This is a genomic window from Chromatiales bacterium, assembly GCA_014762505.1.
Classification (GTDB): Bacteria; Pseudomonadota; Gammaproteobacteria; order SpSt-1174; family SpSt-1174; genus SpSt-1174.
Window position 1 is genome coordinate 63063 of record JABURS010000035.1, and the last position, 23338, is coordinate 86400.

Genomic DNA, 23338 nt, shown 5'->3' on the forward strand with positions numbered 1-23338 from the left:
GGGCGGGCATTATAACTGGAAAACGTCGCCGCTGCGCAGGCGGTGCAGCTCCCGGTCGGGAACGGCGGACGTAACCTGGGTCATGATGCGGTCCTCGTCACCGGACTTGAGATGGGTGATACAGGTCTGCGGATGGTGCCGCAGCTTGGCGAGGTCCGCGGCCAGGGTCTCGGGGCAATAGTGGCCGGCGATGTCGCTGAGTGCGCGTTCCTCGTTGGCGAAGGCGCATTCGACGATGAGCATGTCCAGCTGGGATTTGCGGTTCAGCGCGTCCCAGAGGCTGTCGTTGGTGGTGGTATCCCCGCTGAAGGCCAACACCGAGTCGCCGCCCTTCACGCAATAGCCCACGGCCGGGACGGCGTGATTCACCGGGATCATCTCCAGGGTCCGGCCGTCGATCACCACCGGCTCCCCCGGCGACATGGGGGCAAAGCGCACCACCGGGTGCTCGCGATCCGGCAACTCGAAGAAGTCCGGCCAGATCTTCCAGTTGAAGATGTGCGCGCGCAGCACCTCGATGCTCTCGGGCTGGGCGTGCACGGTCAACGGCCGCCCCTGCAGCTGGCCGAACAGGGTATCGATGAGCAGGGGCAGGGTCGCGATGTGATCGAGATGGGTATGCGTGATGAAGACGTGACGCAGGCGCGCCATGGCCTCCAGGCTGAGCCGCCCCACCCCGGTTCCACAATCGATGAGGATATCGTCGTCGATCAGCAGCGAGGTCGTTCCCGACCCATCCCCGATTCCGCCGCTGCAGCCCAGTACCGTCAGCCGCATGATGCTGTATTCATTAAGGAATCCTCTGAATGAGGCAAATGCTACACGATGTCATGGAGGGTGACTATACAAAGGCGTCACAAACTCGGCAGCCGGAATGCCACGAGGTTCACGCCACGGGCCTAATATGCAATCATCGCGTACTTGCCAGGGATAACCACACGACGTACCCGATGATCATCGCTCTCAGCCTGCTTGCCATTGCCCTCTATCTGGCCGCCACCGGGGCCATCGGACTACGCGTGCGGGCATTGGCCACCGGTCACGGGGCCATCCCGCGCGAACTCGTGCTGCTGGCCTGGGGGGGCGCCGTGTTGCTGCATGCCATCGTCGCCTATCGCGAGGTGCTCACCCCCGCCGGACTCGACCTGGGCTTTTATCACGCCCTGTCCTCCGTCAGCTGGCTGATGGTTGCGCTGCTGCTGCTGGCCAGCCTGAAACGCCCGGTGGAAAACATCGGCCTGCTGCTGCTGCCGCTGGCGGTGGTCGCGCTGCTGCTGGAGATGCTGTTACCCGACGTGCGCTTCATTCCGGCCTCCACACGCCCCGGCCTCGACATCCACATCTTCCTCTCGCTGCTGGCCTACAGCATGCTCGGCCTGGCCGCGCTGCAGGCGATGGTGCTCTGGTTCCAGGACCGCCACCTGCACACGCACCGCCCGGGCGGCCTGCTGCGCGCCCTGCCCCCCCTGCAGCACATGGAGAGCCTGCTGTTCCAGCTGCTCGGCGTCGGCTTCGTGCTGCTCAGCGCCGGCCTGATCACGGGCTTCGTCTATCTCGAAGACATCTTCGCCCAGCACCAGGTCCACAAGACCGTGCTGTCGATCGTGGCCTGGGGCCTGTTCGCCACCCTGCTGTTCGGTCGCTGGCGCTTCGGCTGGCGCGGCCGCAAGGCCATACGCTGGACCCTGGGCGGCTTCGCCTTCCTCATGCTGGCCTACTTCGGCAGCAAGCTGGTGATCGAACTCATCCTGCGCTGAGCGCCACCCGTGAGCCCGCGCCTTGACAGCCCCGGCACCGGCCTCGTCTAATTTCGAATCACCCACACACGGTTTCAAATCGTTTTGGATCAAATCCCTCTAGGCTTCCTGTTCGGCGGACTCTTCGTCCTGTTCCTGATGTCGGGATTCTTCTCGGGTTCGGAGACGGCATTGATGTCGCTGAACCGCTATCGCCTGCGGCACCTAGCCGACCAGGGCCATCCGGGCGCGATACGCGCCCAGCGCCTGCTGAATCAGCCCGACCGGCTGATCGGCCTGATCCTGCTGGGCAACAACCTCGTCAACATCCTCATCACCCAGCTGGCCACCTTCATCGGGCTGCGCCTCTATGGCGATGCCGGCATCGCCATTGCCACCGGCGTACTGACGCTCGCCCTGCTGATCTTCGCCGAAGTGGCACCCAAGACGGTCGGCGCCCTGCACTCGGAAAAGATCGCCTTCCCGGCCGCCTTCGTCTACGTGCCCCTGCTGGTAGTCGCCTACCCCCTGGTGTGGCTGGTGAACCTGTTCGCCAACTCCATCCTGCGCCTGCTCGGCCTGCACGACGCGGGCGCCGGCGGACAGGCACTGAGTCGTGAAGAACTCCGCACCGTGGTCGCCGAGGCCGGCAGCCTGATCCCGCGACGACATCGCAAGATGCTGCTCGGTATCCTCGATCTGGAAAAGATCACGGTCGAGGACATCATGATCCCGCGCAAGGACATCGTCGGCCTGGATCTGGACGAGGACTGGGACAAGGTGGTGGACCAGATCCAGCAGAGCAACTACACGCGTCTGCCGGTATACCGCGGCAGCATCGATCACGTGCTGGGCTTTCTGCACCTGCGCAAGGTGATGGATCTGATCCTCAACGACGAACTCACCCGCGAGCATCTCGAGGCCAACCTGCGCGAACCCTACTTCATTCCCGAGAGCACCCCGCTCAACCAGCAGCTGCTGAACTTCCAGAAAAAGCGCCGCCGCATCGGCCTGGTGGTCGACGAATACGGCGACATCCAGGGCCTGGTGACGCTCGAGGACCTGCTGGAGGAGATCGTCGGCGAATTCACCACCACGCCCGGCGACTACGGCAAGGACGTACACGAGCAGGAAGACGGCAGCTATCTGGCCGACGGTGGCACGCACATCCGCGCCATCAACCGGGCCCTGGGCTGGGAACTGCCGACCGACGGCCCCCGCACCCTCAACGGCCTGGTGCTGGAGCACATGGAGTCCATACCCGAGCCCGGCACCTCCTTCCTCATCGCGGGCTATCCCATCGAGGTCGTGCAGGTGAAGAACAACGCCATCAAGACACTACGCCTGCGTAACCGCCTGCCGCAGCACCGTGCCGACAAGGATGACGACTGAACATGGCGAAGGCGAAACAGCAATACCATTGCACCGCCTGTGGCGCCGTGGCCAGCAAGTGGGCCGGCCAGTGCGCCGAGTGCGGCGAGTGGAACACCATGGAAGAGGTGACGGTGGCCGCCACCGCACCCGCCGCGGCGAAAGGCGCGCGCTTTGCCGGCTATGCCGGCGAGAGTCGCATCCGCTCGGTGGACGAGGTGGCCCTGGAGGCCGATCCTCGCAGCCCCACCGGCATGGACGAACTGGATCGCGTGCTGGGCGGAGGCCTGGTGCACGGCTCGGTGGTGCTGATCGGTGGCGACCCGGGTATCGGCAAGTCCACCCTGCTGCTGCAGACACTGGCCAGCGTCACCGACCTGCGGAGCCTCTACGTCACCGGCGAGGAATCGCTGCAGCAGGTCACCCTGCGTGCGCGCCGCCTCGGCCTGCCGACCGAGGGCCTGCGGCTGTTCACCGAGACCTGTGTCGAACGCATCCTCGCCGCTGCCAGTCAGGAGCAGCCGCAGATGATGGTGGTGGACTCGATCCAGACCATCTACACCGAGCTGCTGCAGTCGGCACCGGGATCGGTGGCCCAGGTACGTGAGGCCGCCGCCCAGCTCGTGCGCTACGCCAAGCAGACGAACACGGCACTGTTCATCGTCGGCCATGTCACCAAGGAGGGCACGCTGGCCGGCCCACGGGTGCTCGAGCACATGGTCGACACCGTGCTCTACTTCGAGGGTGACCCGGGCGGACGCTACCGCGTGCTGCGTGCGGTGAAGAACCGCTTCGGCGCCGTCAACGAGCTCGGCGTGTTCGCCATGACCGAGAAGGGGCTCAAGCCCGTGAGCAACCCCTCGGCCATCTTTCTCTCGCGCCACGAAGAGCCGGTGTCCGGCAGCGTCATCATGGTCACACGCGAAGGCACGCGACCGTTGATGGTGGAGGTACAGGCCCTGGTCGACGAGAGCCACACCAGCAATCCGCGCCGTGTGGCGGTGGGCCTGGAACAGAACCGCCTGGCCATGCTGCTGGCCGTGCTGCACCGGCATGGCGGTATCGCCATGTATGACCAGGACGTCTTCGTCAACGTGGTCGGCGGCGTGCGCGTAAGCGAGACGGCCGCTGACCTGCCGGTGCTGCTGGCCGCCCTGTCGAGCTTTCGCAACCGCCCCCTGCCACACGACCTCGTCACCTTCGGCGAGGTGGGCCTGGCCGGCGAGATCCGCCCCGTACCGAACGGGCAGGAACGTCTGAAGGAGGCCGCCAAACACGGCTTCAAGCGCGCCATCGTGCCCCGGGCCAATGCCCCGAAAAAGCCGCTGCCGGACATGGAAGTGATCGTCGCCAACCGGCTGGACGAGGTCATCGAGCGCATCTAGCCCGGCCATCCCGTATCCCGGCGGGTGCTGGCGCTTTGCAGCCGCGCCACCGACAGGCAGAATGTCCCGTACAAGAACATGCCGGCCCACGAGGCCCGGCAACCAATACCACCGGGAGACCCCATGTCCGACGCGAATCGACGTCAGCACGAACGCCATGCGGCAGGCAGCATAAAGGCCAGTCTGCGCCCCGTGAACGGCGGGCTGCTCACGCGCCTGAAAAAACCCCAGGACTGCATGCTGCTCGACCTGTCCCGCGCCGGTGCCGGCATACTCTCGACCCAGGGACTGGAACCCAGCACGGAGATCCAGCTGGCCCTGGAGACCGAGGACGGCCTGCACCTGAATGTACGAGGTGTCGTGCGCTTCACCAATCCTGTCGATGCCTCGCATTACCGCATGGGCATCCATTTCCACGGTGACCATACACCGGAGACGCTGCAGGCCCTGCAACAGATCGAGGCCCGGTTTCTTTCCTGACACTGGCACCCTGCCCACAAAAAAAGCCCCGGGCGTAGCCGGGGCTTTTTTGCGGGATAGACCCGATCAGTGCTACTTGCTGAAAACGTCTGCGAGAAAACGCTTCATCCCCGCCCAGGACGTGGCATCGGCCTCGGCATCGTAGGCCAGCGGCAAACCGAACTTCTCACCATTTTCCGTCGCCGCCGGGTTGGTGAAGCTGTGCTTCACGCCAGGGAAGTTCACCACCTCGAAGTCGGCACCGGCCGCCTTCATCTCCGCCTCGAAATTGGTGACGTCTTCGGGCTTGACCATCGGATCGGCAGCACCGTTGTAGACCAGGATATCCGCCACTACTCCACCCGGGGCTGCCGGCTTGATGGGTTTGAGCGAGCCATGGAAACTCACCACGCCATCGAGATCGGTGCCGACCCGCGCCATGTGCAGCACGATACCGCCGCCGAAGCAGTAGCCAATGGCCGCCACACGCTCGGCATCCACGGCGGGATGCTGGCGCACGTAATCCATGGCCGCGTTGAAGCGTGCCTCACCCACGTCGATGTTCTTCGCGACCTGGCCCGCAAACTCGCCGGCCTGCTTGGGATGATCGGCGGTCTTGCCGTCGCCGTACATATCTACCGCCAGTGCCACGTAACCCATATCGGCCAGCATGTCGGCACGGCGCCGGGCATAGTCGTTATGCCCCCACCACTCGTGCACCACCAGCACCGCCGGGCGCTTTTCCTCGGTAGCCGGCAGGGCGAGATAACCCTTGAGGGTTTGTCCATTGGACTCGTAGCTCACCTCCTGACTCCGCGTCTCCTTGGTGGCGGTGGCGCAGCCACTGAGCAGCAGGCCTACGATCAGCAGGCCCAGCATCTTGATGCGTACCATCTGGCTTCTCCTTCTTGTTGCTTGGGGGAATTTCGGGCCAAAAAATCAAAAACGGGCCCGCAGGCCCGTTCGAGTATAGCGCTAGTCCAGATCGCCGATCAGTGACTGGCGAACGTTGTCCGGCACCGGATCGACTTCGTGCCGGTAATTGTCGTGATCGACCCCGGCCACCAGCTTGGCGCCGTTCTTCAGATCCGCGGCCATTGCATCGCTGAGCTCGAAGCGCAGGAAGTGCACCGAAGAGGTCTTCTCCTCGGTTTCTCGCTCGAGGTCCTCGTTGGCGATGGGATAGACCCGTTCGTGATCGCCAATCTTGACGTAGGTCTTGCGCTCGATGCCGATGAGTTTCGACAGCTGCACCTTGCGTTCGGCCGGGTCGTCGAACTCGACCATCATGGTCGCCTTCCAGTTGCGCCCATCCGGAATCAGCGGGTTGTAGGTATCCAGTTCCTCCTGGATGCCTTCGGCCTCGTAGATCCGCTCGGCACGCAGCATCTCCTGGATCTGGTACTGCATGATCATGCGATCCTCGAAATGCAGCGTGACGTGCGGCCCGATCGGCAGGCGACGATCACGCTTGTGCGCCATCACCTGGGCACGGAATTCCGGGCGGATCTCGGCATACTTTTCCAGCGAGTACAGGTCGTCGCGTTTCAGCTTGGCATTGGCGCCACCCATAACTACCTCCGGTTAACCCTTGTGTTCGTGTTCGAGGGAAGCGATCGGCTTGTCGGTAAACAGGTAATCGCGCAGCTCCTTGTCGAAGGTCTTGTCCTTGCGACGGATCCACTCCAGCACCATGGCAGCGTGTTCCTTCTCCTCGTCACGGTTGTGCGCAAGAATGGCCTTGAGCTCCTCGTCCTTGCAGGCATCGACACGCTGCTGGTACCAGTCCACCGCCTCCAGCTCTTCCATCAGCGAGATGATGGCGCGATGCATGTCGCGCGTCTCGTCCGACAGTTCCTCGTAAGGCTCGTGATAACCCTCATTCGACATCGTCATGTTCTCCGTTTTTATTCAAGGCCGTAGGCGATGCGCAGCAGGGTGAGCGGGTGCTCGGGCTCACGCTCGTCCTTCAGGCCATTTTCGATCTGGTGCCCCGCCATCGGGCAGTCGCTGGAATAGTGGTCGGCCTCGGCCTTCTGCACACGGGTGACCACCGGACGGCAGATCTTCATCGAGATCTCGTGGAACTCGCTCTTCACCGCGTAGGTGCCGTCGTGGCCGGAGCAGCGCTCGATGGCCTCGATCCTGGTGTCCGGCACCTTTTCCAGCAGCTCGCGGGTCTTCAGGCCGATGTTCTGCACGCGCAGGTGACAGGCGGCGTGGTAGGCGATCTTGCCCAGCGAGTTCTTGAAATCGGTCTTCAGCTTGCCTTCCTTCTCGCGCAGCATCAGGTACTCGAAGGGATCGAAGATATGCTGGCGCACCTTTTCCACTTCGGGGTCGTCCGGGAACATCAGCGGCAGCTCCTGCTTGAACATCAGCACGCAGGAAGGCACCGGGCCGACGATGTCCCAGCCCTCGTCGATCATCTTCGCCAGCACCGGGATATTGGCCTCCTTGGCCCGGGCCACGGCCTCCAGGTCGCCAAGCTCGAGCTTGGGCATGCCGCAGCACTGCTCCTTCTCGGCCAGCGTGACGGGGATACCGTTATGCTCGAAGACCTTGAACAGGTCCTCGACGATATGCGGCTCGTTACGGTTGCCGTAGCAGGTGGCGAACACGGCCACCTTGCCGGTGGTGCGACCGACAGGCTCGGCGCTGGCGGCATCGGCCTGGTGGCCGGACACGCGCTTGCGACCGGTCTTGCTGTGGTACTTCGGCAGGATGGCATCCGGATGCACGCCCAGCACCTTCTCCAGCACCTTGCGGGCGGGCTTGGCCTGGTTGGCGGCATTCACGATGCCGGCCACCACCGGGATACCGGCCAGGCTGCCGACGGTATCGGTGGCGGAGAGAATCTTGTCGCGCGTCTTCGTCTCGCCCTTTTTGAACTTCACCGCCTTGGCGCGCAGCATCAGGTGGGGGAAGTCCACGTTCCACTCGTGCGGGGGAACGTACGGGCACTTGCTCATGTAGCACATGTCGCAGAGGTAGCACTGGTCGACCACCTTCCAGTAGTCCTCTTTCTTCACCCCATCGACTTCGAAGGTCGGCGATTCGTCGACCAGATCGAACAGCGTCGGGAAGGAATGGCACAGGCTGATGCAACGACGGCAGCCATGGCAGATGTCGTAGACGCGCTCCAGTTCCTTGAAGAGCGACTCTTCGTTGTAGAACTCGGGATCCTGCCAGTTGAGGGCGTGCCGGGTCGGCGCCTCGAGACTGCCTTCGCGCTTGCCTTCGGTGGGTGCGGACATGTACCTGCTCCTTGACTCTTTGAATTTTTCTAGAGAACAGGGCCGGCAAGAGACCGGCCCTGTCTTTCAGGCGTATGAAACGACCTGGATCAGGCCATGTCGTCCAGGGCCTTCTGGAAGCGGTTGGCGTGGGAACGCTCCGCCTTGGCCAGGGTTTCGAACCAGTCGGCGATCTCGTCGAAACCTTCGTCACGCGCGGTCTTGGCCATACCCGGGTACATGTCGGTGTACTCGTGGGTCTCGCCGGCGATCGCGGTCTTCAGGTTGGACGCGGTGTCACCGAATGGCATGCCGGTGGCCGGGTCGCCGCAGTCTTCCAGGTATTCCAGGTGGCCGTGGGCGTGGCCGGTTTCGCCTTCGGCGGTGGAACGGAACACGGCCGCGACGTCGTTGTAGCCTTCAACGTCGGCCTTGCTTGCGAAGTACAGGTAGCGGCGGTTGGCCTGGGATTCGCCGGCAAAGGCTTCCTTCAGGTTGTTTTCGGTCTTGCTGCCTTTCAGAGACATGGATGTTTCCTCCGTACGGTTTTATTGTGGATGAAACGCTAAATCGACGATTTAGAATGATTCTAAAACGTGCGTTAAAAGTAGAGCATGCCTGAAATAATGTCAACCGCCGGGGTGGGTTTCCATGACCTGGGACAGGCCTGCGACGTTTGACCCCGCCGGGCCTTGCCATTACTTTAGCCGCTTTTCCGGAGTAAAGCCGTGCCCCGCAAGAAGACCGACACCCCGCTGGATTTCGAGAAGGCGCTCGAGGAGCTCGAGCAGCTCGTGGAACGCCTGGAGGCCGGCGAGTTGCCGCTGGAGGCCTCGCTGGCCGAGTTCGAGCGCGGCATCACCCTCACCCGCCAGTGCCAGCACGCCCTGCGCGATGCCGAGCAGAAGGTACGCCTGCTCACCGCCGAGGACGAGGAGATCCCGTTCGCCGCCGGGGAGTCTGACGATGACTGACATCGGCGCAGAGGTGAAGGCACTGCAGGACCGCATCGAGGGCGTACTGGAGCGCTGGTTGCCGGGGGCCGAGGTGCATCCGGCCCGTCTGCACGAGGCCATGCGCTACTCGGTGCTGGGCGGGGGCAAGCGTATCCGCCCGGTCCTGGCCTACGCCGCCGGCCGCGCCCTGGGCGTACCGGCGGAGCGCATCGACGGGGCCGCCGCCGCGCTGGAGCTGATCCACGTCTATTCGCTGATCCACGACGACCTGCCGGCCATGGACGACGACGACCTGCGCCGGGGCAAGCCCACCTGCCACAAGGCCTTCGACGAGGCCATGGCGATTCTTGCCGGCGACGCCATCCAGGCCCTGGCCTTCCACATCCTCGCCCATGACCCGGACCTGGTCGACGACGCCGGGCGACGCCTGGAAATGATCGACAGCCTGGCCATGGCCGCCGGCTCGCGCGGCATGGCAGGCGGGCAGGCCATCGACCTGGGCTCCGTGGGTCAGCAGCTGGACATCGCCCAGCTCGAGGACATGCACATCCACAAGACCGGGGCCCTGATCCGCGCCAGCGTGATGCTCGGGGCGCTGAGCGCGCCGCAGGCCGAGCCCGTGCAGCTGGAACGACTCGACCACTATGCCAAGTGCGTGGGCCTGGCCTTCCAGATCCGCGACGACATCCTCGACGTGGAGGGCGACACCGCGACCCTGGGCAAGGCCCAGGGGGCCGACATCGCGCTGAACAAGCCGACCTATCCCTCGATCCTGGGGCTCGAGGCCTCCAAGGCCCAGGCCCGCAGCCTGCACGCCGAGGCCCTGGACAGCCTGTCGGACTTCGATGCCGGCGCCGACATGCTGCGCTGGGTGGCCGACTTCATCGTCAACCGTCTGCACTGAGCACAGCCATCCCGGGGCCGCCGGCATGGCCAGCGACGCCCCGGAGGACCTATAATTAGCGTTTGCTAAACTTCGCGAATCGCATGACCGGCCCAGACTACCCCCTGCTCGAGACCATCAGCCGCCCGGCTGACCTGCGCGCCCTCAGCCCCCGCGACCTGCGCCAGGTCGCGGCCGAGCTGCGTGCGTTCCTGCTCGAGTCGGTATCGCGCACCGGCGGACACCTGTCCTCCAACCTGGGCACGGTGGAACTCACCATCGCGCTGCACTACGTCTTCAACACCCCGGACGACCGCATCGTCTGGGACGTCGGCCACCAGAGCTATCCGCACAAGATCCTCACCGGCCGCCGCGAGGCCATGGCCGGCATCCGCCAGAAACACGGCCCGGCGGGCTTCCCCAAGCGCGAGGAGAGCGAGTACGACAGCTTTGGCGTGGGCCACTCCAGCACCTCGATCAGCGCGGCCCTGGGCATGGCACTGGCCGCACGCCAACAGGGCGAGAAGCGCGACTGCATCGCCGTGATCGGCGACGGGGCGATGACCGCCGGCATGGCCTTCGAGGCGCTGAACCACGCCGGCGACCAGGACGCCAACCTGCTGGTGGTGCTCAACGACAACGAGATGTCCATCTCGCCCAATGTCGGGGCCATGAACAAGTATCTGGCACGGGTGCTCTCGGGCAAGATCTATTCGACCATGCGCGAGGGCAGCAAGCGCTTCCTCAAGGGGGTGCCGCCCATGTGGGAGCTGGCGCGCCGGGCCGAGGAACACGTCAAGGGCATGATCGTGCCGGGCACCCTGTTCGAGGAGCTGGGCTTCAATTACTTCGGCCCCATCGACGGTCACGACCTGCCGGCCATGGTGCAGATGCTCAAAAACCTCAAGGCCCTCAAGGGCCCGCGCCTGCTGCACGTGGTCACGCGCAAGGGCAAGGGCTATGCCCCGGCCGAGAGCGACCCCTGCACCTATCACGGCGTGGCGAAGTTCGATCCCGAGGCGGGCATCCCCGCCTCCACCGGTGGCGCGCCCACCTACACCCGGGTGTTCGGCGACTGGCTCTGCGACATGGCCGCCCGGGACCCGCGCCTGGCCGCCATCACCCCCGCCATGCGCGAGGGCTCCGGCCTGGTGCGTTTCTCCGAGGAATACCCCGAGCGCTATCACGACGTCGGCATCGCCGAGCAGCATGCCCTGACGCTGGCCGCCGGCATGGCCTGCGAGGGCGTGAAGCCCGTGGTGGCGATCTATTCCACCTTCCTGCAGCGTGCCTACGACCAGTACATCCACGACATCGCCCTGCAGAACCTGCCGGTGCTGTTCGCCATCGACCGCGCCGGCCTGGTGGGACCGGACGGGCCGACCCATGCCGGCAGCTTCGACCTCTCCTACCTGCGCTGCATCCCCAACATCGTCATCATGACCCCGGCCGACGAGAACGAGTGCCGCCAGATGCTCTACACGGGCTTCGTCCACGACGGCCCCGCCGCCGTGCGCTACCCGCGCGGGCGCGGCCCGGGTGTGGCCGTCGAACCGACGATGACCGCCCTGCCCGTCGGCCGCGGTGAGCGTCGCCGCACAGGACGCGGCATCGCCATCCTCGCCTTCGGCGCCCTGCTCGACCAGGCCCTGGCCGCCGGCGAGACGCTGGACGCCACCGTGGCCAACATGCGCTTCGTCAAGCCGCTGGACGTGGCGCTGGTGCAGGAGCTCGCGCAGACACACGACCTGCTGGTGACGCTGGAGGACAATGCCGTCATGGGCGGGGCCGGCTCGGCCGTCAACGAGACCCTCGCGGCCCTGGGCCTGACCACCCCGGTGCTGAACCTGGGCCTGCCCGACCGCTTCCTCGACCACGGCAGCCGCGACGAGCTGCTGGCGGAGGCCGGGCTCGACGCCGCCGGGCTCTGCCGCGCCATCACCGCCCACCCCGCCGCCGCCGGCGCGGACGCCCCGGGGATTGCCCGGCGCCCCGCAAACGGTTAATATCTTAGCGTTTTAGTCAGGATTAGCCATGACCGCGAAGTACACCCTCAAGATCCTCACGGATTTTGCCGCCGCCCATACCCTGCGGGACTACCCGGGGAACTGTGCGCGCATGCACGGTCACAACTGGAAGGTGGAGGCGGAGGTGGAGGCCACCGCCCTGGATGACGTCGGCATGGCCATCGACTTCAAGCAGATGAAGAAGCTGACCAACGAGGTCTGCGACCGCCTCGACCACACCTACATGAACGACCTCGAACCGTTCGACAAGGTGAACCCCACGGCCGAGAACATCGCCGCCTATCTCTACCGGGAACTGGGCGCGCGGCTGAACGGCCCGACACTGCGGGTAAGCGCGATCACCCTGTGGGAAACCGATCGCGCCTGCGTGCGCTATACCGAAGAGTAGAAGAGGACACGACCCATGAGCAGCACCGCCCCCAAGGGCCAGTCGATCCCCGACGTCCAGAGCAGCGCCGACACGCGGCAGATCCCGATCAACAAGGTCGGCATCAAGTCCATCCGGCATCCGGTGCGCGTGGCCGACCGCACGGGCGGCGAGCAGCACACCATCGCCAGCTTCAACATGTACGTGAACCTGCCGCACAACTTCAAGGGCACGCACATGTCGCGCTTCGTCGAGATCCTCAACCAGCACGAGCGCGAGATCACGGTGAAGTCCTTCAAGGACATGCTGCACGAGATGGTGGAACGCCTCGAGGCCGAATCCGGCCACATCGAGATGGCCTTCCCCTATTTCGTCAACAAGGCGGCCCCCATCTCCGGCGTGCAGAGCCCGATGGACTACGACGTGACCTTCATCGGCGAGATCCACGACGGGCAGCCCGTCACCTGGGTGAAGGTGCTCATCCCGGTGACCAGCCTCTGCCCCTGCTCGAAGAAGATCTCCGACTACGGTGCGCACAACCAGCGCTCGCACGTCACCGTGAATGCGCGGCTGAAGGAGTTCGTCTGGATCGAGGAGCTCATCGACCTGGTCGAGGACGAGGCCTCCTGCGAGCTCTACGGGCTGCTCAAGCGCCCGGACGAGAAGCACGTCACCGAACGCGCCTACGACAACCCCAAGTTCGTCGAAGACATGGTGCGCGACGTCGCCGTGCGCCTGAACAACGACCCGCGTATCAGCGCCTACGTGGTGGAGTCCGAGAACTTCGAGTCCATCCACAACCACTCGGCCTACGCCCTGATCGAAAAGGACAAGGAGGCCGCTTAAGCGGCCTCCCGGGTAACGGGCGTTACCCCCCTCCCTTCCCTGTTCGCCCTGCCGATCCCGGCAAGGCGAATACCGTCCCTTCACGCAGCTGCTACACTCTCCCCGCACACCCGATCATTCACGGACGGAGGAGTAAACGGATGCAACTCAAAACGGGGCTGGCACTCATCGGTGCCATCGTCGCGGCAGGCGGCGTGGCGGGACTCTACTTCGGGATCGGGATCAGCTGGATCTCACTGGCAATCATCGTCTGCGTATCCCTGCTCGGCTACCTGCTGGCAGCCATTGCCGCCACGGCGAATGCGGCGTCCGGTTTTGCGGAGTTCATGCGGGGCTGGCAAATCGGGATAAATACCGGGCTCAATGGCTTTCTCGGCTTTGTCATCGTCAACCTGCTGGCGGGCACCACCGCCGCCATCATCGTCGGGGCCATGCTCGGCCTGCTGAATCTGCTCACCGTCATCGGCCCGGTCTCACAGAGCGAGGTCTTCCAGGGCATACTCGGCTGGCTGACCTGGCTCATGCCCATGAGCTGGCTCGTCATCGGGATCGGGCTGCTGTTCTACCTCATCTGCTTTCTTGGACATGCCGTCACCGGCGGCAAGGTGGAATATCTCAAGGTGCAGGCCTTGTCAGCGGACTGGAAGACCGGGACCTTCTTCATCAAGGGCGGCCTCATCAGCAATCTCAACCCCCTGGACACGGCCTTCAATATGGGCAACTTCTCGTTCGTCGATTATCTTTCCGGGGACTGGCACAAGGAACACGAGGCGGGGCACACGCTCAACCTGGCCGCATTCGGCAGCCTGTTTCATCTCATCGGCGCGCTCGATGAGAACCTGCTGAGACGCATGGGCAATGCCTATTCCGAACGTCTCGCGGAGAGCAACGACACCGGTACCGGCGGCAACAACATCCCCATGTGGTACTAGTCGCGACCGACCCGGCCGCTCCGTCGCGGGATCAGCGCGCGACGGAGCGCCCTCACCTCAACTCACGCCAGCCGAAGCCGTTCACCTGGCAGGCCACCTCGATCCACCCCTCCTCGCAGCCGACGGAATCGCACAGCGTGCGATGCGCCAGTTCCACGGTGTTGTTGTTCTCCGAGACATGCATGCCGATGAGATGACGCAGGCGGGTCATGTCGATGCGTCCGAGCAGTTCGCCGGCCTGGGTGTTGGCCAGGTGCCCGAGACCGCCGCCGACACGCTGCTTGAGCGCGGGCGGATAGGGTCCGGCGGCCAGCATGGCGGGGTCGTAGTTGCATTCCAGCAGCAGGGCATCGCAGCCATCCAGTGAGCGCTGGATGTGTGGCGTGATGTGGCCGGTGTCGGTGAGCACGCCCAGCCGCCACTGCCCGTCGCTGAAGACGAACTGGCAGGGCTCGCGGGCATCGTGGGGCACGGGGAAGGGATGCAGTTCGATGCCGTCGATGGCGAAGACGTCGTGGGCGTGGAAGCATTCGACGTCGTGGAAGTCACGATCGCGGGCGGCATTGAGGGTGCCGACCGTGAGCCATACCGGCAGACGGTACTTGCGCGAGAGGCGGGCCACGCCGCCGATGTGGTCGGCGTGCTCGTGGGTCACGACGACGGCACTCAGCGCCGCGGGATCGAGATCCAGCCGGGCGAGGCGACGCTCCAGCTCGCTGACGGAGAAGCCACAGTCGAGCAGCAGCCGGGTACCGTCGGCCTCGATCAGCGTGGCGTTGCCCTTGCTGCCGCTTCCCAGCGAGGCGAAACGCAGCATCGACCTCGCCTTACTTCAGCGCTTCCTGCAGGCGGGAGAGGATCTCGCCGCCAATCTCGTCGGACAGCGCCGCACCTTCCTCGTCGTAGGCCGTCACCTCGACATAGGAGCCCTGATCGAGCACCTGCAGCTGATAGACCGTGTTCACGCTGAGCAGGTCCTTCTCGCCATCGCCGAACAGCCCCTTGAGGAAGCCGCGCTCATAACGCTCATCGCCCTTGTAGACGACGTAATAGGTGCCACCCGCACGGTTCTGGTCCTGCACCAGGAGGGCGATGCGATCCAGGGCGATGCCGATGCGACGCCAGCTGCGCACGAAACTGTCCTCGACGGTCAGCGTCGGCCGGCCGTCGCGTTCGGCCAGGCGCATGGTGATGGTCTGGTCGCGCGGGCTCTCCAGCGCCTTCTCCGCCGCCTCTTCTTCCATGCCGAGGAAGACCATCAGACGCCGCAACATCTCGGCCTCGAGCTCGGGGTCGCTCGGCCGCAGTTCCCACTTGATGATGTCCTCGTCCGCCACCACCTCGCGTGCGCCGCGATGCGTGAGATAGACGGCGGTCACGCCCCCTTCCTCGCGTTCCAGACGCAGCCGGTACCGATCGCGCAGGCCGGCATCGTAGAGCTTGCCGAGATACTTGCGCAGGCCGCTGCGGGTGAGGCCCGCGCGGTTCTCTGCCCAGGCCGTCTCGATGATACCCAGGCGGGGCTGCTCCTGCTCGATCTCCAGGCCCTGCTGGCCGAGGAAGTCCCGCAGCTTCGGCCAGAGCTGCTCGGGACCGGCCTTCGCCTCCAGCCAGCGCAGCTGGCCGGCACGCTTCACCACGATGTCGTCGTAGCGCGGCAGCACACCGGAGCGGGATTCGACCTGGCCGCCCCCCTGATCGACGCGTGCCGCGCTCACGCGGCCGCCGCCAGCGGGCATGGCATAGCTGTCGTCAACGTCCAGGGCGGAGAGGTCCGGAGGCACTTCCAGCGGCGGCAGCGTGGTGCTGGTCTCGTAATCGAGCGTGCGGGCATCGCCCGTGCTGGAACAGCCGGAGAGCTGCAGCGCAGCCAGCAGCAGGACCGAGGACAGGAGGGCCGGCGCCAGGCGGCCGGCGGTGGTGAATCGCATCATCATGTAACCCGTCAGAGCGCGATGCCGCCGGCGCGCAGGGCGTCGCGCAGCGGCTCACGGTATGGTTCGGAAAGCGGTGTCATCGGCAGGCGGATGCCGGGAGAGATCAGACCCATCTCGTGCAGGGCCCATTTCACCGGGATCGGATTCGCCTCCAGAAACAGTGCCTTGTGCAGCGGCTCCAGCCGGGCGTTGATTGCCTCGGCCGTCGCCCGGTCGCCACGCCGTGCGGCCTCGCACATCTCGTGCATGGCCTTCGGCGCGACGTTGGCGGTCACCGAGATGTCGCCCTTGCCGCCCAGCAGGATGAACTCCATGGCGGTGGCATCATCACCGGTATACAGATCGATTTTGTCTCCGCAGCGCTCGAGAAGTTCGCGCGCGCGCTCGAGGTTGCCGGTGGCTTCCTTGATCCCGACGATGTTGGAGATGGCGGCCAGGCGCACCACGGTATCCGGCAGCATGTCCACGGCAGTGCGCCCCGGCACGTTGTAGAGGATCTGCGGGATGGCCACGGCCTCGGCCACGGCCCGGAAGTGCTGGTACAGCCCTTCCTGGGTCGGCTTGACGTAGTAGGGGCAGACCAGCAGGGCGGCATCGGCGCCCGCCTCCATGGCACAGCGCGTGAGCTCGATCGCCTCCTGGGTCGCATTGGAGCCGGTGCCCGCGATCACGGGGATGCGGTTGGCGGCCATCTCCACGGTCAGGCGTATGACCCGGCAGTGCTCCTCGAAATCCAGCGTGGAAGCCTCGCCCGTGGTGCCCACGGAGACGATCGCATCCGTGCCGTTCTCGACATGAAACTCGACCAGCCTGCGGAGCGCCTCCTCGTCGATCGCGCCATCCGGCGTCATCGGCGTGACAAGGGCCACCATACTGCCGTGGAACATGGAAATCTCCGTCAAAAACGCGAAACCGCCATGGTACTGATGCGGCCCTGGCAAGACAAGCTGAGCACCGCATGCCAGGGCGCCTGCGCCCGTATCGCCTGCGGCCATAACCCATTGAAAAAACAGCCTCATCGTGACGCCAGCCCCAATGACCGGCGCGCGGCCGTCATGCCGGGATGGCATTTTTCCGAGCATCCCTGATATTCTGGCCCCATGTACCCCTGTCACCCCTGCGAACCCTGACCCCATGAGCAGCCTGCTGGTCATCTCGGCCCTGGGCGACGATCGTCCCGGCATCGTACAGTCCCTCTCCAGGGCCATCCTGGAAAATGGCTGCAACATCGAAGACAGCCGCATGTCGGTGCTGGGCGGCAGCTTCGCCGTCATCATCCTGGTTTCCGGCCAGTGGAACACCCTGGCCAAGCTGGAAGGCAGCCTGCCGGCACTGGGCGAGAAGCTGGGGTTGTCCGTCACCACCCGGCGTACTGAGCCACGCAAGCTCGCCGGCCACATGCTCTCCTACAGCGTCGACGTGATCTCGCTGGATCATCCGGGCATCGTCAACGAGCTGGCCACCTTCTTCTCGCAGCGCGGCATCAACATCCAGGACATGGCCACGAGCAGCTACAGCGCGGCACACACTGCCACGCCCATGTTCGCCGTGCGCATGACGGTCGAGATCCCCTCCAACCTGCACATCGCCGCCCTGCGCGACGAGTTCCTGGATCTGTGTGACCGTCTCAACCTCGACGGTGTCATAGAACCGCTGAAGGGATAAAGGGCCGCCAGGGAATGAACCCGCAACACGTAAAGGAGCCCACATGAGTGTCGAGATCGGCAAGACCGTCCCCGACTTCGAACTGCCGGCCACCGGCGACAAGCACATCAGGCTGTCCGACTACCGCGGCGAAAAGAACGTTGTGATCTATTTCTACCCCAAGGACAGCACGCCTGGCTGTACCACAGAGGGCCAGGATTTTCGCGACAACCATCGCAAGTTCACCAGCCGCAAGACCGTCATCCTCGGTGTCTCGCGCGACGGCCTGAAGTCACACGAGAACTTCAAGGCCAAGCAGGACTTTCCCTTCGACCTGCTCTCCGATAGCGACGAGACCGTGTGCAAGCTGTTCGACGTCATCAAGATGAAGAACATGTACGGCAAACAGGTTCGCGGCATCGAACGCAGCACCTTTCTCATCGACAAGCAAGGCGTGCTGCGCGCCGAATGGCGCAAGGTCAAGGTCAAGGGTCACGTCGAAGACGTACTGAATGCCGTCAAGGAACTGTGAGCCGCCGGCAGGCGGATGGCAGGCACCTGCCAGCCGCCTGCCCGGATACCGACCACGCGACAGCGCCTGTTGTCGCCCGACCCCGCGTCCCTCGCGGTCCCGCAACGCCCCACCGTCCTTTCCGCTCCGTCACGACACATCGAGGAAACCCGCATGGTAAGAAAAGAGCCCGTCGGTAAACGCCTCTTCGTCCTCGACACCAACGTGCTGATGCACGACCCGACCGCACTCTTCCGCTTTCAGGAACACGACATCTATCTGCCCATGGTCGTGCTCGAGGAACTCGACCGCGGCAAGAAGGGCATGTCCGAAGTCGCACGCAACGTCCGCCAGGTCAGCCGCTTCATCGACGACCTGATGCTCCGGCTCGACCACAGCGAGATCGCCAAGGGCATCGAGCTGGGCAGCACCCTGTCGCTGCCGGACTCCGACTTCGCCCCCAGCGGACGCCTGCTGTTCCAGACCGAGGCGCTGGCCACCGAGCTGCCCGAGACCCTGCCGGGACATACCGCCGACAACACCATACTCGGCACCGCGCTTGCGCTGCAGAAGGCGCATCCGGACATCGACGTCACCCTGGTGTCCAAGGACATCAACCTGCGCATCAAGGCCGCGGTGGTCGGCATCCGCGCCGAGGACTACTACAACGATCAGGTACTGGACGACGTCAACCTGCTCTACCTCGGCATCAGCGACCTGCCAGCCGACTTCTGGGAGCATCACAGCAAGGACATGGAATCCTGGCAGGAACAGGGACGCACCTTCTATCGCCTGCAGGGACCGATGACCGGTGACTGGCATCCCAACCAGTTTCTCTCGCTGGAGGGCGAGCAGCCGTTTCGCGCCATCGTGCGCCGGGTCGAAAAGGACTCCGCCATCATCGAGACCATCACCGACTACAGCAATCCGCGTCACACGGTCTGGGGCATCAATGCACGCAACGCCGAACAGAACTTCGCCCTCAACCTGCTGATGGACCCGGAGATCGACTTCATCAGCCTGGTGGGTGCCGCCGGCACCGGCAAGACCCTGCTCACCCTCGCCGCGGCGCTGGCGCAGACACTGGAGCAGAACATCTACAAGGAAATCATCATGACCCGCGTCACGGTACCCGTGGGCGAGGACATCGGCTTCCTGCCGGGTACCGAGGAAGAGAAGATGACGCCCTGGATGGGCGCCCTGATGGACAACCTCGAGGTGCTTACCCACTCCGAGGAGGGCGGTGAATGGGGACGGGCGGCCACCGCCGACATCCTCAAGAACCGCATCAAGATCCGCTCGCTCAACTTCATGCGCGGGCGCACCTTCCTCAACCGCTTCGTCATCCTGGACGAGGCCCAGAACCTGACCGCCAAACAGATGAAGACGCTCATCACCCGTGCCGGTCCCGGCACCAAGATGATCTGTCTCGGCAACATCGCCCAGATCGACACGCCCTACCTGACGGAAACCACCTCGGGACTCACCTTCGTGGTCGACCGCTTCAAGCAATGGCCCCACAGCGGTCATGTCACGCTGCGCCGCGGTGAGCGCTCGCGCCTGGCCGACTACGCCTCGAGCGTTTTGTAACGGGATACCCGCAGCCCACAGAAGGCGTGTAGTGCAAAACGGCACTACACGCCTTCTGCCCCGCCCTCTGCCTGCCGGGCTGCCGCCGCGGGACAATGGCACCGCGACCCATTTGACATTCCCCTACTCGCCCCGCGCTTGACATTTGTTCGCGCGGCCATAAAGATGCGCAACACATACATGTTATGGCGAAGGAGCTGATTCATGGAACAAACGCTGGCCTGGTATCTGTCCCTGCTGTTCATCGGCCTGGTGGCGGCAGTCTTCCTCTGGGTGCGCCTCCATTCGCGCGAAGCGGCCGAGTTCGCGCCCATCCGCGATCGGGCCTATCGCCTGCGTCCGCACCTGTTCTGGGCGCTGGTCGTGGTCGGCATCCCGGTCATGGTGGTGACGCTCATGATGACCCCCTACGAGAGCGCACAGGGCCTGCCGGATGACGCGCTGCACGTCGACGTGCAGGGCCAGCAGTTCGCCTGGACCCTGAGCGAGACCGGCGCCCGCGCCGGACAGACCGTGGTCTTCAACGTGACCAGTGCCGACGTGAACCATGGCTTCGGCATCTACGACGCCGACATGCGCCTGGTGGCACAGACGCAGGCCATGCCCGGTTACAGCAACCGCCTGGTCCACGTCTTCGAGAAACCCGGCAGCTATCGCATCCTCTGCCTCGAATACTGCGGCATGGCCCATCACGTGATGGAAGCCCGCTTCGAGATCACCGAAGCGCGCTGAGCGCTCCGACCGGAATAAAGGGAGAAGAACAATGACTGATTCGACGATGACCCAGACACGACCGCACACCGGCGTGCTGGCCTATCTCGTGGTAGCCGGCGTCGTCATCCTGCTGATGATGCTGCTCGGCCTGCTGATGCGCCTGGACCAGGCCACCGCCCTGGATCTCGGCCTGGCCGGCTTCTACCGGGTGATGACCGCCCATGGCGCCGGCATGGTCGGCATCATGGCCCTGGGCGGCGCCGCCGTGATGTGGCACTTCCTCTCGCGCCACGTGCAGCTGTCGGGCGCCATCCTCTACATCAACCTGCTGCTGTTCCTGGTGGGCGCAGTGATGGTGCTGGGTAGCGTGTTCATCGGCGGCTATGCCGGCGCCTGGACCTTCCTCTACCCGCTGCCGGCGCAGGCCGCAGGGGCCTGGTCGCCACACGCCGCCGCCGTGTTCACCGGTGGCCTGCTCGCCATCGGCACCGGTTTCCTGCTGCTGCACCTGGATACGGCCCGCGCCATCATCCAGCGCTACGGCAGCCTCCCGCGCGCGCTGGGCTGGCCGCAGCTCTTTGGTGGCGACAGCAGCGAACCGCCGCCGGCCGCGGTGGTGGCCAGCACCATGGTCCTCATCGTCAACATCCTGGGCATTACCGCCGGTGCCGCCATCCTGGTGATGACGCTCGTGAATCTCTATGTGCCGGCCTTCGACATCGACCCCCTGCTGGCGAAGAACCTGATCTATTTCTTCGGCCACGTCTTCATCAACGCCACCATCTACATGGCGGTGATCGGCGTCTACGAGATACTTCCCGTGTACACCAAACGGCCGTGGAAGGTGAATCGCGTGTTCCTCGCCGCCTGGACCGCCTCCACCATCATGGTCATCATCGTCTATCCGCATCATCTGCTGATGGACTTCGCCATGCCGACCTGGATGCTGGCCATGGGTCAGATCATCTCCTACACCAGCGGCCTGCCGGTGCTGGTCGTCACCGCCTATGGCGCCCTGCTGCTGGTGCACCGTTCCGGCATCCAGTGGAACACCGCCGCCAGCCTGCTGTTCCTGTCCGTGTTCGGCTGGGCGGCCGGCGTCATCCCCGCCATCATCGACGCCGTCATCCCGGTGAACACCGTGATGCACAACACCCTGTGGGTGCCCGGTCACTTCCACTTCTACCTGCTGCTGGGCGTGGCCGCGATGGTCCTCGGTTTCATGTATCACCTGCGCGCAGCCAATCATCATGATGGCGTGCTGGACCGCGCCGCCTTCTGGGCCTACATGATCGGTGCCCTGGGCTTTGTCATGAGCTTTCTCTACAGCGGCAACCAGAGCGTGCCGCGCCGCTACGCCGACCACGCCCCGCAATGGGTGGCCTATGACCAGATCGCCTCGGCCTTTGCCATCCTGGTGGTCGCGGCCATGGCCGTGTTCCTGCTGCGCTTCCTCACCGGCCTGCGGCCCCGCGCCGCCCGCTGATGCGCACCCTGCTGTCCCTGCTGCTGATCGCCAGCCTGGGTAGCACCGTGCTCTACCAGGCCACGGACGGCCTGCGGGCACTGACTAGCGAAGGCGCCCGGCGGGTGGCCGTCACCGACGCGGCTCGACCGGTGCCGGATGTCATCCTGCAGGACCAGCACGGCGACCGTTTCTCCCTGGCCGAACTCCAGGGGCAGGCCCTGGTGATCAACTTCATCTACACGCGCTGCCCCACGGTGTGCCTGGCCCTGGGCGATGCCCTGCAGCAATTGCAGCGCGCCCTGCCGGCCGGAGGTCCGGGCGGGGACGTGCTGCTGCTGAGCATCAGCTTCGACCCGGCCAACGATACGCCGGCGCGTCTGGCGGCCTATGCCGAGTGGTTTCGTGCCGGTGAGGGCTGGCGGGTGACGCGCCCCCTGAACGAGGCGGACCTGGAACTCCTGCTCGAGCGGTTCGGCGTGGTGGTGATCCCGGACGGGCGCGGCGGTTTCGAGCACAACGCCGCACTGCACCTGGTCGACCGCGAGGGACGGCTGGTAGCGATCCGGGATCTCGATGACGTCGAGGGGGTACGCCGCTGGCTGGGTGAGGCCTCATGAGACACGCAACGCGGTCCGGTCTGGCCGGCATTGCGCTGATCGTGATCCTCGCCCCGCCGTGGATGCGCGCACTGCTGGAGTCGGGCATGGCGGGCCACATGCTGCTGCAGATCCCGCTGCTGGTACTGGCCGGCATCCTGCTGGCCGGTTTCGTGCCCGACCGCTGGCGTGCGCGCCTGGCCGACTGCAATGCCTACGGCCTCAGCGGCCTGCTGCTGGCGCTGCTCACACTGGGCTACTGGATGCTGCCGCGCAGCCTCGACCTCGCCCTGGAATCCGGCTGGGCGGAGCTGCTGAAGTTCACCACGCTGCCGCTGCTCGCCGGTCTGCCGCTGGCACTCAGCTGGCGACCGCTGGGCATGATCGGGCGCGGCGTCGTGTGGAGCGAACTCGTCGCCAAGCTCGCCGTGCTCGGCTGGCTGTATCTCGAGGCCCCGGTACGGGTATGCACGCGCTACCTCGTCGCCGACCAGGAACAGGTGGGACAGGCCCTGCTCGTCATCGCCCTGCTGCTGGCCGTGGTGCTCACCCTGCGGGCCTTTCTGTTCGACCATGGCCGCAGCGGGGAACCCGCAGAGGAAGAGGCCGGTCCCCGGGAACGGAAGGCACCGGCGGCACATGTCGTGTAGAACGCCCCGGGCGATCATCGCCGCATAGCA

26 protein-coding genes are annotated in these 23338 nt (G+C 65.0%); 17 read left to right on the forward strand and 9 right to left on the reverse strand.

All coding sequences use genetic code 11. The features are described from left to right. Positions 1–9 precede the first annotated feature (9 nt). Positions 10–777, reverse strand: coding sequence for a 3',5'-cyclic-nucleotide phosphodiesterase (locus HUJ28_07180; GenBank protein ID MBD3619236.1), 768 nt, complete (start codon positions 775–777; stop codon positions 10–12). Positions 778–950: 173 nt separating this feature from the next. On the opposite strand from HUJ28_07180, the gene ccsA reads away from it, so the two are divergent. The 4 genes from ccsA to HUJ28_07200 all read left to right on the forward strand — a co-directional run bounded on the left by ccsA (position 951) and on the right by HUJ28_07200 (position 4972). Further along, complete coding sequence (ccsA, locus tag HUJ28_07185) at positions 951–1757, forward strand: cytochrome c biogenesis protein CcsA (GenBank protein ID MBD3619237.1); 807 nt, start codon at positions 951–953, stop codon at positions 1755–1757. 84 nt (positions 1758–1841) lie between these two features. After that, positions 1842–3128 (forward strand): HlyC/CorC family transporter, encoded by a 1287-nt coding sequence (locus tag HUJ28_07190; protein ID MBD3619238.1) that lies wholly within the window; start codon positions 1842–1844, stop codon positions 3126–3128. A gap of 2 nt (positions 3129–3130) precedes the next feature. Next, positions 3131–4492, forward strand: a complete 1362-nt coding sequence (radA, locus tag HUJ28_07195; GenBank protein MBD3619239.1) for a DNA repair protein RadA — start codon at positions 3131–3133, stop codon at positions 4490–4492. Positions 4493–4615: 123 nt separating this feature from the next. Further along, the gene (locus HUJ28_07200; GenBank protein ID MBD3619240.1) at positions 4616–4972 is read left to right on the forward strand and encodes a PilZ domain-containing protein; all 357 of its coding nucleotides are present in this window, start codon (positions 4616–4618) and stop codon (positions 4970–4972) included. A gap of 72 nt (positions 4973–5044) precedes the next feature. Here HUJ28_07200 and HUJ28_07205 read toward each other — a convergent pair whose 3' ends face one another. The 5 genes from HUJ28_07205 to HUJ28_07225 form a co-directional block, all read right to left on the reverse strand. Then, the gene (locus tag HUJ28_07205) at positions 5045–5845 is read right to left on the reverse strand and encodes a dienelactone hydrolase family protein (protein MBD3619241.1); all 801 of its coding nucleotides are present in this window, start codon (positions 5843–5845) and stop codon (positions 5045–5047) included. An 81-nt stretch (positions 5846–5926) separates the two neighbouring features. Further along, the gene (locus tag HUJ28_07210) at positions 5927–6523 is read right to left on the reverse strand and encodes a DUF3501 family protein (GenBank protein ID MBD3619242.1); all 597 of its coding nucleotides are present in this window, start codon (positions 6521–6523) and stop codon (positions 5927–5929) included. Between the two features lie 12 nt (positions 6524–6535). Further along, on the reverse strand, positions 6536–6841 hold the full coding sequence (locus HUJ28_07215; protein ID MBD3619243.1) for a ferritin: 306 nt from the start codon (positions 6839–6841) through the stop codon (positions 6536–6538). Positions 6842–6858: 17 nt separating this feature from the next. Beyond that, positions 6859–8208, reverse strand: coding sequence for a Fe-S oxidoreductase (locus HUJ28_07220; GenBank protein ID MBD3619244.1), 1350 nt, complete (start codon positions 8206–8208; stop codon positions 6859–6861). Positions 8209–8297: 89 nt separating this feature from the next. Next, on the reverse strand, positions 8298–8714 hold the full coding sequence (locus HUJ28_07225; GenBank protein MBD3619245.1) for a rubrerythrin: 417 nt from the start codon (positions 8712–8714) through the stop codon (positions 8298–8300). A gap of 201 nt (positions 8715–8915) precedes the next feature. On the opposite strand from HUJ28_07225, the gene HUJ28_07230 reads away from it, so the two are divergent. The 6 genes from HUJ28_07230 to HUJ28_07255 all read left to right on the forward strand — a co-directional run bounded on the left by HUJ28_07230 (position 8916) and on the right by HUJ28_07255 (position 14198). Then, positions 8916–9161 (forward strand): exodeoxyribonuclease VII small subunit, encoded by a 246-nt coding sequence (locus HUJ28_07230; GenBank protein MBD3619246.1) that lies wholly within the window; start codon positions 8916–8918, stop codon positions 9159–9161. Next, the gene (gene ispA, locus HUJ28_07235; protein MBD3619247.1) at positions 9154–10047 is read left to right on the forward strand and encodes a (2E,6E)-farnesyl diphosphate synthase; all 894 of its coding nucleotides are present in this window, start codon (positions 9154–9156) and stop codon (positions 10045–10047) included. The genes HUJ28_07230 and ispA overlap by 8 nt, the downstream gene beginning before the upstream one ends. An 83-nt stretch (positions 10048–10130) precedes the next feature. Continuing rightward, positions 10131–12032: a 1-deoxy-D-xylulose-5-phosphate synthase gene (gene dxs, locus HUJ28_07240; protein ID MBD3619248.1), complete on the forward strand. Its 1902-nt coding sequence runs from the start codon at positions 10131–10133 to the stop codon at positions 12030–12032. A gap of 28 nt (positions 12033–12060) precedes the next feature. Next, a complete protein-coding gene (gene queD / locus HUJ28_07245) occupies positions 12061–12441 on the forward strand; it encodes a 6-carboxytetrahydropterin synthase QueD (GenBank protein ID MBD3619249.1) in 381 nt (126 codons plus the stop codon). A 15-nt stretch (positions 12442–12456) separates the two neighbouring features. Next, positions 12457–13266, forward strand: coding sequence for a GTP cyclohydrolase I FolE2 (locus HUJ28_07250; protein ID MBD3619250.1), 810 nt, complete (start codon positions 12457–12459; stop codon positions 13264–13266). A gap of 140 nt (positions 13267–13406) precedes the next feature. After that, the gene (locus tag HUJ28_07255; protein ID MBD3619251.1) at positions 13407–14198 is read left to right on the forward strand and encodes a hypothetical protein; all 792 of its coding nucleotides are present in this window, start codon (positions 13407–13409) and stop codon (positions 14196–14198) included. A 52-nt stretch (positions 14199–14250) separates the two neighbouring features. On the opposite strand, the gene HUJ28_07260 is transcribed toward HUJ28_07255, so the two are convergent. The 3 genes from HUJ28_07260 to HUJ28_07270 are packed head-to-tail and all read right to left on the reverse strand — an operon-like array spanning position 14251 to position 17022. Further along, a complete protein-coding gene (locus HUJ28_07260) occupies positions 14251–15015 on the reverse strand; it encodes an MBL fold metallo-hydrolase (protein ID MBD3619252.1) in 765 nt (254 codons plus the stop codon). A 10-nt stretch (positions 15016–15025) separates the two neighbouring features. After that, a complete protein-coding gene (bamC, locus tag HUJ28_07265) occupies positions 15026–16135 on the reverse strand; it encodes an outer membrane protein assembly factor BamC (GenBank protein ID MBD3619253.1) in 1110 nt (369 codons plus the stop codon). An 8-nt stretch (positions 16136–16143) separates the two neighbouring features. Continuing rightward, positions 16144–17022 (reverse strand): 4-hydroxy-tetrahydrodipicolinate synthase, encoded by an 879-nt coding sequence (locus tag HUJ28_07270; GenBank protein ID MBD3619254.1) that lies wholly within the window; start codon positions 17020–17022, stop codon positions 16144–16146. 247 nt (positions 17023–17269) lie between these two features. Between HUJ28_07270 and HUJ28_07275 the strand changes: the two genes are divergently transcribed. From HUJ28_07275 to HUJ28_07305, 7 genes are all read left to right on the forward strand, one after another. After that, on the forward strand, positions 17270–17800 hold the full coding sequence (locus tag HUJ28_07275) for a glycine cleavage system protein R (protein MBD3619255.1): 531 nt from the start codon (positions 17270–17272) through the stop codon (positions 17798–17800). Positions 17801–17843: 43 nt separating this feature from the next. Beyond that, positions 17844–18311 (forward strand): peroxiredoxin, encoded by a 468-nt coding sequence (locus HUJ28_07280; protein MBD3619256.1) that lies wholly within the window; start codon positions 17844–17846, stop codon positions 18309–18311. 153 nt (positions 18312–18464) lie between these two features. Next, positions 18465–19880, forward strand: a complete 1416-nt coding sequence (locus HUJ28_07285; protein ID MBD3619257.1) for a PhoH family protein — start codon at positions 18465–18467, stop codon at positions 19878–19880. Between the two features lie 204 nt (positions 19881–20084). Next, the gene (locus HUJ28_07290) at positions 20085–20612 is read left to right on the forward strand and encodes a cytochrome C oxidase subunit II (protein ID MBD3619258.1); all 528 of its coding nucleotides are present in this window, start codon (positions 20085–20087) and stop codon (positions 20610–20612) included. A gap of 31 nt (positions 20613–20643) precedes the next feature. Then, positions 20644–22080: a cbb3-type cytochrome c oxidase subunit I gene (locus tag HUJ28_07295; GenBank protein MBD3619259.1), complete on the forward strand. Its 1437-nt coding sequence runs from the start codon at positions 20644–20646 to the stop codon at positions 22078–22080. Further along, positions 22080–22679, forward strand: coding sequence for an SCO family protein (locus HUJ28_07300; protein MBD3619260.1), 600 nt, complete (start codon positions 22080–22082; stop codon positions 22677–22679). The genes HUJ28_07295 and HUJ28_07300 overlap by 1 nt, the downstream gene beginning before the upstream one ends. After that, on the forward strand, positions 22676–23308 hold the full coding sequence (locus HUJ28_07305) for a hypothetical protein (GenBank protein MBD3619261.1): 633 nt from the start codon (positions 22676–22678) through the stop codon (positions 23306–23308). Before HUJ28_07300 ends, HUJ28_07305 begins: the two co-directional genes overlap by 4 nt. The last annotated feature ends 30 nt before the right edge of the window (positions 23309–23338 follow it).

Coding starts and splice junctions, on each gene's coding strand:
- HUJ28_07290 (MBD3619258.1), top strand. CDS start 20,085: ATGGAACAAACGCTGGCCTGGTATCTGTCCCTGCTGTTCATCGGCCTG.
- HUJ28_07280 (MBD3619256.1), top strand. CDS start 17,844: ATGAGTGTCGAGATCGGCAAGACCGTCCCCGACTTCGAACTGCCGGCC.
- HUJ28_07295 (MBD3619259.1), top strand. CDS start 20,644: ATGACTGATTCGACGATGACCCAGACACGACCGCACACCGGCGTGCTG.
- dxs (MBD3619248.1), top strand. CDS start 10,131: ATGACCGGCCCAGACTACCCCCTGCTCGAGACCATCAGCCGCCCGGCT.
- HUJ28_07305 (MBD3619261.1), top strand. CDS start 22,676: ATGAGACACGCAACGCGGTCCGGTCTGGCCGGCATTGCGCTGATCGTG.
- bamC (MBD3619253.1), bottom strand. CDS start 16,135: ATGATGATGCGATTCACCACCGCCGGCCGCCTGGCGCCGGCCCTCCTG.
- HUJ28_07255 (MBD3619251.1), top strand. CDS start 13,407: ATGCAACTCAAAACGGGGCTGGCACTCATCGGTGCCATCGTCGCGGCA.
- HUJ28_07225 (MBD3619245.1), bottom strand. CDS start 8,714: ATGTCTCTGAAAGGCAGCAAGACCGAAAACAACCTGAAGGAAGCCTTT.
- HUJ28_07285 (MBD3619257.1), top strand. CDS start 18,465: ATGGTAAGAAAAGAGCCCGTCGGTAAACGCCTCTTCGTCCTCGACACC.
- HUJ28_07220 (MBD3619244.1), bottom strand. CDS start 8,208: ATGTCCGCACCCACCGAAGGCAAGCGCGAAGGCAGTCTCGAGGCGCCG.
- HUJ28_07180 (MBD3619236.1), bottom strand. CDS start 777: ATGCGGCTGACGGTACTGGGCTGCAGCGGCGGAATCGGGGATGGGTCG.
- radA (MBD3619239.1), top strand. CDS start 3,131: ATGGCGAAGGCGAAACAGCAATACCATTGCACCGCCTGTGGCGCCGTG.
- HUJ28_07300 (MBD3619260.1), top strand. CDS start 22,080: ATGCGCACCCTGCTGTCCCTGCTGCTGATCGCCAGCCTGGGTAGCACC.
- queD (MBD3619249.1), top strand. CDS start 12,061: ATGACCGCGAAGTACACCCTCAAGATCCTCACGGATTTTGCCGCCGCC.
- HUJ28_07260 (MBD3619252.1), bottom strand. CDS start 15,015: ATGCTGCGTTTCGCCTCGCTGGGAAGCGGCAGCAAGGGCAACGCCACG.
- ccsA (MBD3619237.1), top strand. CDS start 951: ATGATCATCGCTCTCAGCCTGCTTGCCATTGCCCTCTATCTGGCCGCC.
- HUJ28_07270 (MBD3619254.1), bottom strand. CDS start 17,022: ATGTTCCACGGCAGTATGGTGGCCCTTGTCACGCCGATGACGCCGGAT.
- HUJ28_07200 (MBD3619240.1), top strand. CDS start 4,616: ATGTCCGACGCGAATCGACGTCAGCACGAACGCCATGCGGCAGGCAGC.
- HUJ28_07275 (MBD3619255.1), top strand. CDS start 17,270: ATGAGCAGCCTGCTGGTCATCTCGGCCCTGGGCGACGATCGTCCCGGC.
- HUJ28_07215 (MBD3619243.1), bottom strand. CDS start 6,841: ATGTCGAATGAGGGTTATCACGAGCCTTACGAGGAACTGTCGGACGAG.
- HUJ28_07210 (MBD3619242.1), bottom strand. CDS start 6,523: ATGGGTGGCGCCAATGCCAAGCTGAAACGCGACGACCTGTACTCGCTG.
- ispA (MBD3619247.1), top strand. CDS start 9,154: ATGACTGACATCGGCGCAGAGGTGAAGGCACTGCAGGACCGCATCGAG.
- HUJ28_07250 (MBD3619250.1), top strand. CDS start 12,457: ATGAGCAGCACCGCCCCCAAGGGCCAGTCGATCCCCGACGTCCAGAGC.
- HUJ28_07205 (MBD3619241.1), bottom strand. CDS start 5,845: ATGGTACGCATCAAGATGCTGGGCCTGCTGATCGTAGGCCTGCTGCTC.